Origin of the sequence: Collinsella aerofaciens, assembly GCF_040915425.1 — a bacterium.
GTDB lineage: Bacteria > Actinomycetota > Coriobacteriia > Coriobacteriales > Coriobacteriaceae > Collinsella > Collinsella aerofaciens_BW.
This window is the reverse complement of the sequence record NZ_JBCPDN010000037.1, coordinates 8,309-22,133: the sequence shown is the minus strand read 5'-3', so window position 1 is coordinate 22,133 and position 13,825 is coordinate 8,309. Positions and strand designations below refer to the sequence as shown.

Sequence of the window (13,825 nt, the reverse complement as noted above, 5' to 3'; positions counted from 1 at the left end):
GCTCTACAGTCCTGCGCAAGACGGAAAGCACATTAAGTGCTTTCCTTTGCGTGCGGAACTCGCGACAAACTTAACCCCCGCCCTCAGCCCCGGAGACCCTCCCTGCCGTCACATTATTCAACCAGTTTTGCGGGCGTGCGCCGCTGCGCGGCTAGCCCGCGTGCTCTTCGGCGGGGTTGGTCTGATGGATCTTGTTGAACTTCGGCCTTTGGCTTAAAGAAAAACGGGGGACGCATTGTGCATCCCCCGTTTTTGTTGCGGTTAGTCTAGGTCAATAAACTTGGTACTTATGATCTTGCCGTCTTTTACTAGCATTCTGGCCATGGTGGGGCCTCGGGTGCCTCTGGGGTAGCTGGCGCTGCCCGGGTTGAGGACTAAGCAGCGGCCCACTTGGGCTTCTTTGGTTACGTGGGTGTGGCCGTTGATGGCTACGTCTACGGATCCCACCGGAAGGTCTTCGCGGTAGTGGGCTACGGCGAATTTAAGGCCTTCGTAGGTAAAGAGCGCAAGACGGTCTACATCGGGGCCGTAGTCGCGGTAGTAATCGTTGTTACCCAGTACGGCCCGCACGGGGGCGATAGTGCATAGGTGCTCGTAGTCCATCTCCGACGTAAGGTCACCGGCATGGATAATCAGGTCTGCGCCCTCAAGCTCATCCAGGAGCGCAGGCGAAAGATAGCCGTGGGTGTCCGAGATGATGTCGATGCGCTTGGCGCTTGCACTGTTCATGGGATCCCTTCCGCAAAAAACGATTCGGCAGATACATACAAAAAAGGCCCCACGGCTCCGCAGACGATGGGTCTACAGGGCTGCGGGGCCAGTGTGCTAGAGACTCAGAGCCTTCTTGAGCGGCACGACGCGGCGGCGCGAAACCGGCACGCGTTCGTCGACGCCCGTAATGCCCAGCTGGATGGCGCCCGAGGGCACCGTCTCCACATCCGTGACGCACGCCAAGTTGACGATATAGCGGCGGTGAACACGGAAGAAGCCAAAGTCGCAGAGCTTGGCCTCAAACTGTGCCAGCGAGGTCGTCGACAAAAAGCGATCATCGACGGTATAGATGCAGGAGTAATCGTCCTTAGCCATGATAAAGCGAATGTCGTCCACGGGAATGAGCACCTTGCGGCCGCCCTTTTCCACCGGGATACGCTCGATGGTCACCTTGCTGTCCGTAACCGGCTTGGCGCGTTGCATGACCTTCTCGATCGCGCGATCCAAGCGAGCTTCTTCGACCGGCTTCATCAGATAATCGACGGCATCCACGTCGAATGCCTCGACCGCATGGTCACTATACGCAGTCACAAACACGATCGCCGGCGGATTTTTGAGCTTATGCAGCGCCTCGGCAAGTTGCAGGCCCGAGGCACCGGGCATCGAGATATCGAGAAACACGACATCCACGCGACTTTCCATAAGCATCTCGATGGCGGAGCGGACGCTCGACGCCTCCGTGATCGTGCCGATCTTGCCCGTTTGCTCGAGCAGGAAGCGAAGCTCCGAGCGAGCCGGCGCCTCATCATCCACAATCATCGCACGCAGCATAGGGATAAAACCTTTCGTCAACTAACTACGCCGGGCATCCGTCGCATGACGTTGAGCCCGTAGCCTTTTATTTTACTCTTGAATGTCGAAGATGCTCTCTGACAAATCAAGATGAAGGAGCACTTTGGTGCCCTTGCCCGGCGCCGATTCGACACGCGTATAGGAGTGCGGCCCATAAAAGCGATGGATGCGCTCCGAAATATTGTGCATGGCCACACCGGCGCCGCCACCCTGGGGAGAGCTGGCGTCGGGACGGGCAGAGCGCTCGTCAAACAGTCTGGCGGCGGTACCCTCATCCATGCCCACGCCATTATCGGCCACGGCAATCAAGATTGCATCCTCGCCGTCTTGGTGAACGGTCACGTCGATCCTCAGGGCGTCGTCATCGCCCATACCATGACGTACGGCGTTCTCGACAATCGGCTGGATCACGAACGCCGGCACCAGCGTATCTTCCACGTCCTCGGACACATCGAACGTCGCGAGCACGCGGTCCTCGCCAAAGCGGGCCTTCTCAAAGGTAAGGTAGCGCTTGGTCTGTGCAACCTCGCGCGAGACCGGAATAAGCGATCCCGAGTTGTCGAGCGTGGCACGATAGAACGATGAGAACTCACGAAGCAATTCGCGGGCCCGCAGCGGGTCGGTGCGCGTAAACGATGCAATGGTGTTCAGCGTGTTGAACAGGAAGTGCGGGTTAATCTGCGCCTGCAGCGCACGCACCTCAGCGCGCGCCGTGAGTTCCTTTTGCACCTCGAGCTCGTGGATGGCGAGCTGTGTGGACAAGATCTCGGCAAAGCCCGAGGCAAGCGCGTACTGGGTACGGTCGACGGCGCGCGGGGTCTTGTAGTAGAACTTGAGCGTGCCGACGGTACGATCGCCCACCTTGATGGGGGCGATAATGCCAGCGGGGACTTGGTTGTGCGAGCCGTCCGAGCCCACGACATCCACCATACGGTTGAACGACTGCACGATGCCATGTTCGATAACGTAGCGTGTGGCAAGCGTGTGGATGGGAGAATCTGGCAGCAGTTTTTCCTCAAACTCGCCCGCGCAGGCCAACACGTTGCCCTCGTCGGTGATGGCCACCGTCATGGCGCGCGTCTCGGGCAAAATGCGCCGGCACACCAAACGCGCCGACTCCTGCGTCAGACCGCCCTTAATGTCCTCGAGCATGGCCGAGGCCACCGAGAGCGTCTCCTCGGTGTACTGGGAGCGCACCGAATCGGGATTGAGCGTCAAAAAGATAAAGATGCACAGAAAGATGCACAGCAGCGCGCAGGCAATCACCGTGGCGATCGGCTCGATACCGGTCACCAAGGCAAAAATAAAGTACACCAGCACGCAAATGGCGCAGGCAACGGCAATGATGCGAAAGATTGATATTGAACTATCGCGCTGGGCGCGGCGGTCGATCATTCGGCCCCCTCCAGGATACTGATCAGTTGTGCGTCACGCCAAAGCCCGTCCATGATCTTGGGCCAAAAGCTCTGGAAACGCAGGTAGCTTGCAGCGTTTTGGCGCGCATAGGCCTTTGCCTCGCCGATACCATGGCGCCAAATGCGCAGGTAGCCCTCATGCTCGCGGGTAAACACGCTGCGGACCATAGCGGTCTTGCGCACGCGGTCGTCGAGCTCGCGCGAAATCCACGGGCCCGGGTAGGGCATGAGCGATGCCGCCGTAACGGGAATGAGCTCCTTTTGATGCGCGGCGAATGTCAACTTGGCCCGTTCGTAGTACCAACGGTATACATCCTGCATAAAGCGCGGTGAGCGCTTTTCGGACTCCGGAGGCAGATGGCGCACGGTCCACTCGTTATCGAACCACACGTCGTAGCCAAACATGCGCATGTTAAAGAGGTAATCCAAGTCCTCGCCGCGGGTGATAAACGGGTCAAAGGCTACACGCGTAAAGGCGCGGGCGTGCAGGGCCATCAGGCCGCCGCACACGTAGTTGGAGCGCGAGATGCGGGTGCCCGAGAGCGCCTTTTTCATCCAACGGTTGAACTCGATGCGCTTGGTCCACCAACGATGGCAGATGCCCGCCTTGTCCGTGGGAGCCAGCGGCGAGCCGTCGCGATCGTAGAAATAGCCGCTCTTGACCAAGATCGGCAAGCCCTGACGCGTCTGCTGCCCCAACGCATAGGTCGCGCGCTTCATAAAGTCGGCGTCGATGACAGTCTCATCGTCATCCAAAAAGATAACCGCGTCATGCCCCAGCACAGCGGCACAGGCTAGCCCCATATTGCGGATGGCACCGTAGCCTCGCAGGCTCACGCACTCGCCCGAACCCTTGGGCGCGATCTGAGCAACCCGGTCTGCGATGCGCGAGGCCTGGGTGTTGGTGACAACGGTGACCTTGAGCGTGGGATGCGCGTCGACAATCTCGTGCACGCGCAGCGACACATCGGCTGTGGCAGAAACGGGACAGACCACCAAAAGGATGATGCGCGGGATGTCACGTACCTGCTCAAGCGAGGCCAGGCAGCGGTCGAGTTCGGGATTGTCGGCGTTGAGTCGCGTCGAATGGTCATAGGTGCCAGGGGCGTTTGCGCAAGCGTCATCGCCCGCCCAATACGTTGGAATCACGACTGTGGCGTTCATGCCTTACCCTCCCTGCAACACAAAAACGGGACGCCGCCAAACACAGGCGACGCCCCGCGACCTAGCTGATTCCATCATACCCACTTGGGCAAATCATTGCTCGCAAGTCGCAATGTTTATTGCGGATAACCCCAAAAGAGTACCGTGGACAGGCACAATAGCCGCTCGCTCCTATGCGGCATACTCTGCCGCCCGAGTCATGCGGGACAGGCGGACCAGCAGCATAAAGCCAACGACCAGCAGCACACCAATGGAAAGGACGCCCAGCGACGGGTTGCCGGTCAGCGAGGTGACGACCGACACCAGGAAGGTGCCCATAACGCTTGCATAACGACCGAAGATGTCAAAGAAGCCGTAGTACTCGTTGGACTTTTCCTTGGGGATAATGCGGCCAAAGTAGCTACGGCTGAGCGCCTGCACGCCGCCCTGGAACAGGCCGACCATAATGGCAAGCACCCAGAATTCAAAGGCGGTCTTTAGGAAGAACGCGGCGAACAGCACAATGCCCATATAGGCGGCGACTGCCACCAAGATCATGTTGAGCGTGCCCACGCGTCCGGCAAGCTTGCCGTAGATGATGGCGGACGGAAAGGCCACGAACTGCGTGACGAGCAGCGCCAGGACCAACTGGGTCGAATCGATGCCCAAGGCCGATCCGTAGCTGGTTGCCATGGAAATGACCGTATGCACACCGTCGATATAGAAGAAGAACGCGATCATGTAGACCAGCACGGTCTTGTTGTGGGCGATCTCGCGCATGGTGTGTCCGACCTCGGAGAACACACCGCCCACGATGTGGCCGATGGTGTCCTCGGGACCGCGCTCGCGACCGTACTTTTGCTTATAGGTGCGAATGAGCGGCAGGGTAAAGATGAGCCACCAGGCACCGGTGATGATAAACGACAGACGCGTTGCCAGCATGGTGGGGACACCAAGAGCGGGGCCACCCATGATGAGCGCCAGGCAGATGACGAACGGCACGGTGGAACCGATGTAGCCCCAGGCATAACCCGAGCTGGACACGGCGTCCATGCGCTCGTCGGTGGTAATGTCGGGCAGCATGGCGTCGTAGAACGTCATAGAAGAGTTAAGGCCGATGGTGCACAGCACGTACACGGTCAAAAATGCCATGGCGGACATTGGGATAGCCTGCGCCAGGCAAAGCACCAGGCCCGTGAGGAAGAAGCCCAAGAAGAACTTGATCTTGTTGCCGGCGTAGTCGGCAAGCGCGCCCAGAATGGGCATGAGCATGGCGATGACCAGCGAGGCGATCGTCTGCGCATTGCCCCAGGCGACCACCAGGTCGGCCGAGGAAGCGCCGGTATTGATGGCGTTAAAGTAAATGGGCACCACCGAGGTATTGAGCAGCACAAGGGCCGAATTGCCCACATCATACATAACCCAGTTACGCTCGAGCTTGGTGTATTTCATGGACAGGGACCCTTCGTATTCGCCCGATATGCAGTTAGTTCATCGTACCCCAATTGTCCAGAACCGCCGGTAAGGATTCGGCAAAGGGGCACGCACGGGCCCTATTCCTCGCGGTCGAACTCCTCATCGGCATTGAGCACGCGACCGCTGTAGTTGACGTGACTGGTCACGGCATCCATGTCACCGGTCTCGATAAAACGTGCGACCGTGCACTCGTAATCGACCAGCGCGCGATCAAAGACCTCGGGGAAACTCTCGTTCGAGGCCTCGTCGGTAAAGGGATTCTTCCATGTCAGATGGCCCAGGTTACCGGTGCGCTCGGGCAGCTCCGTCGTCACGCGATGGGCAAGGCCGTCGAGCAGCGAGTAGTCGTGCACCAAGCCCTCAACCAGCGAGATCGCGCGCGTCTTTGCGGAGCCGGCCGGCTCAATCGCGCGGTAAAGTCGCTGCATATTGGCAACGGCAGCACCGTACTCCCCCGCCGGAATGTCAATGCCGTACACGCGTCCGGCAACATAGCTCATCAGCACGCCGGCCACACGATTGATGCGATCGGTGGTGACGATCTCGCCCGCCGGCGGGTAATCGTCGACCGTAGCGCCATCGCGTTTAAGCTGCAGCATCAGTACATCCAGGTCGCTCTCGATCACGGCATGGACCTGACTGCTCGAATCCTCAAGCTCTGAATCGGACTCCACGATGCCAAACTGCTGCTCATAGACAAAGGGATGGGCGTTGCGGTCGAGCACGTAATGAGACAGCAGGCCCAGCGCAAAGGCGCGACCCAAGCTGGCGTCGCGCGGCAGCAGATGTGACACGCCGTCGCGCAGGCACGCAAACTGACGAGACATGCGCGACCGATGCATGACCTGTGCCAGCAGCGTGCAGTCGGAAACACGCGGTGTCAGAATGTGAAAGAAAAACGGGTCGGGGCCTTGGTTGCCCAAGATAAAGGCAATGCGCTCTTCATCGGACGTGATGACGCCCTGCGGAAGACGGTCGATGCTTTCCTCGCCAAACAGATGATGGGTGATAAGCGCGGGCATAATGATCCTTTCGATTTCATTCGATGCCACCCATTATGCCCACCGCGCGCCCATGCCAAACCTGCGATGGTAAACGACGGCACGCAGACCGTCTACGCAAGCCCCAGGTGCGACTTGACCTCGGCGGCACGACGACGGGACACCGGTACCGTCGAGTTCACGCGGTCGAGCCTGAGCTCCATCAACCCCGTGGAACCGATCTCGACATTGTGCACGTCTTCCAAATTGACCAGATAGCTGCGGTGGACACGGATAAAGCCCTCGGAGGCCAGGCGCCGCTCGAGCGAGGAAATCGACTCATTGATCAGGTACGTTCCCTCAGCGCAGATGGCGTTGCAAAAATCGGCGCGCGCCTCAAAGTAGCAGACGTCTGCGGCGGGAATGAACACCTTTTTGCCCCCGCGGTCCACCGTCAGACGCAAAGGCTGGCGCGGAGTATGGATAACACGACGGGCACCCAAGGCCGCCTCGATCTTGTCGAGTGCCTTTGACAGGCGTGCGTCCTCGACCGGCTTGACGACATAGTCGACCGCATCGAGGTTATACGCATCGGCGGCAAACTCGGCAAACGCCGTCACAAACACAACCACCGGCGGCGTCTTTAGGTTCTGCAGCGTCTCGGCAAGCTCAATTCCCGAGCGACCGGGCATGGTAATGTCTAAAAACAGCACGTCGGGCTTGTTCGACAGAATCGACTCCACGGCTTCGGTGACATTGCCCGCCTCGGCAATCTGGCCCACACGCGTATCCTTTTCCAACAGATAGCGTAGCTCAGCCCTAATGGGAGGTTCGTCATCAACCACCAAGATGTTCCAGCCTTCGGACATATGTGCTTCCCCTCTTTTTCTCTCAATCCAACCGCGTGCTACGCCGTCAACGGCGCGGGCTCATGCGGCTCGCCGTTCAGCTCGACGATGACCTGCGTTCCCACGCCCTCCTGGGACTTCACGCGCATGCCGGAATCTTCTCCGTAAAAGAAATGGATGCGCTGAAGCACGTTGAAGAGCGCCAGGCCGCAACCTCGCTTGACGGAGCCGTCGGCGGTAATGCTCTCGGGCTCCTCTCGGCGATGTTGCTCAAACAGATGCGCGCAGACCTCTTCGCTCATACCGATGCCGTCGTCCTCGACGATGATCTCCAAACCGTCATCGGTCTCGAAAGCCCTAACATGAATAGAAAGCGGCTCGGTCTCGCGCTGCGCGTGCTTGATGCAGTTTTCGAGCAACGGCTGCAAGATAAACGGCGGCACCATGCAATCGCGCACCTCAAAGTCGATATCGACCGAGACGCGCAGACGGCCGTCGCCATACCGGGCCTGCATAAGATTGATATAGCGAGTACCCTGTTCCACCTCGTGCTCGAGCGTGGTGAGCGTATCGGAATCAGAAAGCGTCTGACGGTAGTAATTGGAAAAGTCGATCAGCAGCGATCGCGCCTTGTCGGGCTCGGTACGTACGAGCGACACGATGGTGCTGATGGTATTGAATAGAAAATGAGGATCGACCTGCGATTGCAAGGCGCGCAGCTCCACGCGGGCCGTAAGCTCGTCCTGGCGCTCGAGCTCAAAGCTCGCAAGCTGCGTGGAAATGAGGTCGGCAAAGCCCGAGGCAAGCGCCGTCTGGCGCATATCGATGCTGCTCAGACGGGGATAATACAGCTCGAGCGTGCCCACGCAATGCCCACGCACGGTAAGCGGTGCGACAATACCGGCGCGCAGGCGCGGAAAGTAGCCACCCGTCTCGGTCGAGGCATCGCGCGAGAACACGCTTTGCTCACCGCTGTTGATCACGTTGAGCGTAGTCCGCAGCACCACCGGGGTGCCCGCGGGGCATTTTGCCGAGTCCTCGCCCCAGCTTGCCAACACCTGCTTGCCGTCGGTAAAGCAGATGGCAGAGGCGATAGTTTCGGACAGGATGATCTTAGAGGCGCCCAGGGCAGCTTCGGGCGTAAGGCCGCGCGACGTGTAGGCGAATATTTTTGAAGCGATGGCGAGCGTGCGGTCGGTTGCGCTCGATGTGAGGTCGTCGGGAACGACAAAGACGTACGAGAAGAAGAAGCACAGCATGACCAAGCCGGCAATGACGACAACGGCCGGAACGGGATTGGGATTATCGGTTAGATCCCAGATGAGCAGCAGGATAAGCAGCGGAACGACAATACCGAGCAAAATGGCTTGAACCACATGCTGAGCGGTACGAAAGACCTTGGTAGAGTTGTAGCTCTTGCCCAGAATCAGCCTGTTTAAATCCACCGTCATCCCCTCTTGTCCATAGCACCCATAGCAATAAAGAGGGCCGCAAGCGACCCTCTCCATTGCATTATGCAATCAAATACTGTGTTTTACATCCAGCCATCGACAAACGGTATCTTAGGCGCTGTATTTGTTGGCCTCGCCAAAGGTGCCAGCCTCGACAATCCAGCCGTCCTTCATGATGACGTCCATGTTGTCGGTGTTGAGCACGTGGATGTCGGCGGCGACGTCACCGTTGACGACCAGCAGGTCGGCGCACTTGCCGGCCTCGATGGAACCGGTCTCGTCCTCGATGTGGCACATCTTGGCACCGTTGAGGGTGGCGCAGGTGATGGTCTCGACCGGAGTGAAGCCGATCTTGTCGACGAACTCGTACATCTCCTCGATGGAGCAAGTGCCGTACGGGGTGACGAAGGAGAAGGAGTCGGAGCCGATCGTCATGACGACGCCGCGCTTCTTGGCCTCGCGCAGGCAGTCGTAGTTGCGCTGCAGCTCCTTCTCGACCAGAGTGCCCTCGTACTTGTCGTGCAGCTCGGGAACGTAGACGGGCGGATAGGTGGCGTACCAGGTGGGCAGGAAGGCGATCGTCGGAGTGAAGAAGGTGCCCTGCTCGGCCATGAGGTCCATGGTGCGCTCATCGATATCGAAGCCGTGAATCAGCTGCTCGCAGCCAAAGCGAACGGAATCGTAGGCAGCGGCGTGGTTGTTGTAGCAGTGGCTCCACACGGGGATGCCGACCATCTTTGCCTCTTCGACCACGGCCTGAATCTCCTCGGAGCAGTAGTGCTGGTCGCGGCCGGAGTCCCAGCGCCAGATGCCGCCACCGGTAGCCCAGATCTTGATGGCATCGGGGTTCTCGCGCAGGCGACGGCGGACGGCCTTGCGCAGATCCCAAGGACCGTCGACCTGATCGCCCCAGGGGTGCGATTCCTTGTTGAGCTCCTGGCTGCAGTGGTGGGAGTCGCCGTGGCCGGCAACGCGGCAGAAGCCAAGGCCGGTGGCCAGAACGCGCGGGCCCTTGAAGACGCCCTTGTCGATGCAGTCACGGATCTGGATACCAAAGCGGCCGATCTCGCAGACGGTGGTGAGGCCGTGGGTGAGGCAGTCGTAGGCCTGCTTGACGGCGACGGCCTGCTTCTCGAGGAGCGGCTGCATGACCCAGTCGGTGTCATCGTCGGTCAAGTTGCCCGAGAAGTGCAGGTGGGTGTCGATCAGGCCGGGAAGGACGGTCTTGCCGGCGGCGTCGATGACCTCAACGCCCTCGGGAAGGTCCTGCATGGCGCCGGCGTACTCGATCTTGCCGTTGTCGTCGACGAGAACGAGGGAGTTCTCGACCGGCTCGGCACCGGTACCGTCGATGAGCTTGCCGCCAACGATTGCATACTTAGTGGACATGGTTCCTCCTTATGGATCCATATAGTGGGCGAGGCCGTGTTGGGTTATGGCCTCACAAAGCTACCCAAGTGGTGCCGGGTTCGGTGCGCGGAAGAGAGGGATCCGCGCACCCGATCCGCCCCGGCTAGGCGTTATTTTTTGCGGGAATTGGTGAAGGCCATGAGGGCCAGGCCAACGGCCAGCCAGCCGATCACGATGCTCCACTCCACCATGTTGAGGGAGGCGGGAGAGAACGGGACCACGAGCAGGCCGATGATGACGGCGCAGGCAGCGACAGCGAGGCTGATGCCAAACTTGCCGCCGGGCACCTCGTAGGGACGAGGCAGGTCGGGCTCGGTGAAGCGCATGCGCAGGCAAGCGAGGGCGACCATGCCGCAGGAGAAGATGAAGGCGAGAGCCGACACGTTGGTCAGAGGGATGAGCATGTTCTTGCCCAGGAACGGACCGATGACGGTGATGACACCCAGAACGGCGCAGGCGAGCTTGGGAGCGCCGGACTTGGGATCGACCTCGGCGAACTTCTCGGGCAGCTGGCCCTTGCGGCCCATGGCGAGCATGATGCGGCTCGTGGCGCCGTAGAAGGAGTTCATCGGGCCCATGGGTCCAAGCGTAGCGATGACGAGCATGGCCAGGTACAGGAGCATGTTGATGCCCTTGAGGCAGGCAAGCGCGGGAACCGGGCTCTTAACAAACTCATGCCAGTCGAGGATGGTGCCGAACGAGTAGATGCAGACCATGTAGAAACCGCCGGCGGCCAGCAGGGCCAGGGAGATGATCTTGCCGAACTTGTTCCAGTTGAGGCCCTCGGCTGCTTCCTCAGCCTGCTGAGGAATGGTATCGAAGCCGGCGTAGAAGAACGGGGTCAAAACCAGGACCGACACGATGCCGGCAAACAGGCTGGTGCCCTCGGTAGCGGGCTTGCCGCCGCCAGCACCGGTGACCTGGGAGAACACGGGCATGGCGTGTTCCGGCGAACCGGTGAACAGCGAGACACCCATGGCGAGCAGCATGCCGCAGAGCAGAGCCTTGGTCAGGAAGGCCTGGAGCTTGGCGGCCGAGCTGGCACCGCGGAAGTTGAGGAAGATGACATAGACTGCAAAGCCGAGCGCGATCAGCGTCGGGAACAGGTAAACGTCGGCCCCCAGGATGGTGTAGAGCTTGACGGCGCGCAGCCACTCAAGGCCGGGCAGGCTGCCGAACATCTCGGACACGAGGGTCGAAATGGCGATGGCCTCCCACGGGCACAGGATGCCGTTACCCAGGGCCAAAAGCCATCCGGTGATGTAGCTCAGCGTACGGCCAAAGCTACGATCGACATACTCGACGATGCCGCCCGAGATGGGGATAGCAGCCGTGAGCTCACCGAAAACAGCTCCGACGGGCACGAGGAAGATTGCACCCAAGAGGAATGCGATCATAGCGGGAACGGGACCGCCGCCCACGACCATCCAGTCGCCGACCTGCAGAACCCAACCGGTACCGATGATGGCACCGAAACCGATGGTGAAGAAGTTCCAGAGCGAAAGCGTTTTCTTCATGCCGCCGTTATCCTCGACTGCAACTTCTGCGTTCTTGTCCGCCATTGTTCCCCTCCTTTCCTTTTTGACGCCCTTGGCGTCACCCCTTGCGCGGTCCGTTTTGCCGCGCGCTTTTATTTCATGGCTTTAAGATACGGCCTTGGCACAGCAGCGCCGCTTGTAGCTCGACCGAAGGCAGAACTGCAAAACGAGCGGCGCCGTTTTTGGGACGAACGGCGGAAGACGTCATTCGTCTTGGACGCTTTCATCTTGTCTGCTTTTGAATACCTGTTGCCGTGACGCTTGGCGCGCGGCGCGGCAACGTTCATACCATTTGTCAGGCTTTTGGCGCACATGCCCATGTGTCGTGCATCTTTTTATGTAGGATAGACAAGTTACACATGAGGCAAGGTGATTCGAATGGCATACGGATACAATGACGGCGGCCAACGGCCACAAAGCGTGCGCCTTGCCGGCCGCACCACGCCAACGCCAGACCGACACATCGCAGCCCGCCGCTACGATCGCCGTAAGACCGACTACTACGTCAAGCGCTCCTTTTCGCGACCTCAACGCGATCGCGGCAATTCCGCCCCTCACCCCGCGTCGCACACCACAAGCCACGCGCTTCCGGCCCGCCGCCTACGCCTTGCGCTTTGCTCCATCGCCGCCTGCCTCGTCTTTGTGTTTTTGGGATCCTGTATCTCCCACGGATCAGCCGGTCTTGAGCCCACTGCCGAGGACAAGCTGCTTAAAGCTCCCGTCGCACCCGGTTACTCCTTTGCGTTCTCGACCCCACGCTCGCAATGGCAGGCCGGCGCCATGCCCCACATCTACCAAATTGACCCCGCATGGTCGGAGCTGCCCTATGCCGGTGGCACTATTCGCGAAAACGCTTGCGGTCCTACCTGCCTCACCATGGTCTATATCTTTAAGACCGGCCATACCGATAAGACGCCGGTCGATATATGCGCGCTGGCCGAAGCCGGCAACTACGCCCCCACTGGTGCCACCGAGTGGTCGTTTATGACAGGCGGTGCGTGGCAGCTGGGGCTCAACGGAACACAGCTCTATAACGATCGCGAATCGATTACACAAGCACCTCGCTCGGGTGCGCCCGTCATCGCTGCAGTGCGCCCCGGTACGTTTACCAACGTAGGCCACTACATCGTGCTCTACGGCATCGACGATGCCAACCAGATTGGCGTCTACGACCCCAACTCGGCCAGCCGCAGCGCCCGCCGCTGGGGCGTCGTGGAGGTCCTCAACGAAGTCGAAGCCATGTGGGCCTACTACTAGTCATTGGGGACAGACTTAAATGAGTGGTCATTGGGGACGCTCTTGTTTGACTAGTCATTTAAGAACGTCCCCAATGACTAGGTGAATAGCAAAAGCCCCGCAGTCGGAGCGGACCGCGGGGCTCATGAAGAGAGGCTAGTTTGTGGGCGCTTTGCCTGGCGCCCACGGGAGAGGCAACGGAGTAGGGGCTACTCGTGGATGCGGGTACCGGAGAGGCCGGCCATGGTCTCGGCGGCCTTGTCCAGGGCGCCGATGATGCAGGTGCGGCCCTTGCGGGAGCGGGCGAACTTGATGGCGGCGCGGACCTTGGGCTCCATGGAACCCTTGCCGAACTGACCCTCGTCGGCCAGGCGCTCGGCCTCGTCGGCGGTGAGGTCCTCGAGCTCCTCCTGGTTGGGCTTGCCAAAGTTGATGGCGACGTGCTCGACGGCGGTCAGCAGGAACAGGACGTCGGCGTCGCAGTCCTCGGCCAGCAGCTCGCCGCCCAGGTCCTTGTCGATGACGGCGGGAACGCCCTTGTAGCAGCCCTTGTTCTCGTAGTCGCGGACGACGGGGATGCCGCCGCCACCGCAGGCGATGACGATGAACTCGTTGTCGAGCAGGTTGAGGATGGAGTCGGCCTCGACGATCTTCTTGGGATCGGGGGAGGCGACGACGCGACGCCAGCCGCGGCCGGAATCCTCGACGAAGACCTTGGAGGGATCCTCGGCCATGAACTCCTTGGCCTGCTCCTCGGTGTAGAAG

Annotated in this window: 12 protein-coding genes; 1 reads left to right on the top strand and 11 read right to left on the bottom strand. The window is 60.1% G+C overall.

Translation table 11 applies throughout. The features are described 5' to 3' along the window. Nucleotides 1-261: 261 nt before the first annotated feature. The 10 genes from AB5164_RS06335 to AB5164_RS06290 all read right to left on the bottom strand — a co-directional run bounded on the left by AB5164_RS06335 (nt 262) and on the right by AB5164_RS06290 (nt 11,848). On the bottom strand, nt 262-729 hold the full coding sequence (locus tag AB5164_RS06335) for a YfcE family phosphodiesterase (RefSeq protein WP_117821523.1): 468 nt from the start codon (nt 727-729) through the stop codon (nt 262-264). Between the two features lie 96 nt (nt 730-825). Next, nucleotides 826-1,542 carry a LytR/AlgR family response regulator transcription factor gene (locus tag AB5164_RS06330; protein ID WP_006235156.1) on the bottom strand — a complete coding sequence of 239 codons (717 nt, stop codon included), beginning with the start codon at nt 1,540-1,542 and terminating at the stop codon, nt 826-828. A gap of 72 nt (nt 1,543-1,614) precedes the next feature. Next, nucleotides 1,615-2,958, bottom strand: coding sequence for a histidine kinase (locus tag AB5164_RS06325; protein WP_055310084.1), 1,344 nt, complete (start codon nt 2,956-2,958; stop codon nt 1,615-1,617). Continuing rightward, a complete protein-coding gene (locus tag AB5164_RS06320) occupies nt 2,955-4,142 on the bottom strand; it encodes a glycosyltransferase (RefSeq protein ID WP_117803913.1) in 1,188 nt (395 codons plus the stop codon). Before AB5164_RS06320 ends, AB5164_RS06325 begins: the two co-directional genes overlap by 4 nt. Nucleotides 4,143-4,313: 171 nt before the next feature. Further along, nucleotides 4,314-5,573 carry an MFS transporter gene (locus AB5164_RS06315; RefSeq protein ID WP_368143220.1) on the bottom strand — a complete coding sequence of 420 codons (1,260 nt, stop codon included), beginning with the start codon at nt 5,571-5,573 and terminating at the stop codon, nt 4,314-4,316. Between the two features lie 101 nt (nt 5,574-5,674). Beyond that, nucleotides 5,675-6,619 carry a zinc dependent phospholipase C family protein gene (locus AB5164_RS06310; RefSeq protein WP_368143219.1) on the bottom strand — a complete coding sequence of 315 codons (945 nt, stop codon included), beginning with the start codon at nt 6,617-6,619 and terminating at the stop codon, nt 5,675-5,677. 92 nt (nt 6,620-6,711) lie between these two features. After that, nucleotides 6,712-7,446, bottom strand: coding sequence for a LytR/AlgR family response regulator transcription factor (locus AB5164_RS06305; RefSeq protein ID WP_368143218.1), 735 nt, complete (start codon nt 7,444-7,446; stop codon nt 6,712-6,714). Between the two features lie 38 nt (nt 7,447-7,484). Then, nucleotides 7,485-8,870 (bottom strand): sensor histidine kinase, encoded by a 1,386-nt coding sequence (locus AB5164_RS06300; RefSeq protein WP_368147893.1) that lies wholly within the window; start codon nt 8,868-8,870, stop codon nt 7,485-7,487. Nucleotides 8,871-8,987: 117 nt separating this feature from the next. Continuing rightward, on the bottom strand, nt 8,988-10,265 hold the full coding sequence (locus tag AB5164_RS06295) for a metal-dependent hydrolase family protein (protein WP_117633809.1): 1,278 nt from the start codon (nt 10,263-10,265) through the stop codon (nt 8,988-8,990). A 131-nt stretch (nt 10,266-10,396) separates the two neighbouring features. Continuing rightward, entirely contained in the window at nt 10,397-11,848 is a 1,452-nt protein-coding gene (locus AB5164_RS06290; RefSeq protein WP_118267729.1) for an APC family permease, read from the bottom strand. Nucleotides 11,849-12,202: 354 nt separating this feature from the next. Here AB5164_RS06290 and AB5164_RS06285 point away from each other — a divergent pair, with 354 nt between their 5' ends. Then, entirely contained in the window at nt 12,203-13,081 is an 879-nt protein-coding gene (locus tag AB5164_RS06285) for a C39 family peptidase (RefSeq protein ID WP_368143192.1), read from the top strand. Nucleotides 13,082-13,269: 188 nt separating this feature from the next. Here AB5164_RS06285 and AB5164_RS06280 read toward each other — a convergent pair. Continuing rightward, a partial coding sequence (locus AB5164_RS06280) for an amino acid kinase family protein (protein ID WP_438265621.1) occupies nt 13,270-13,825 on the bottom strand: 556 nt, incomplete at its 5' end.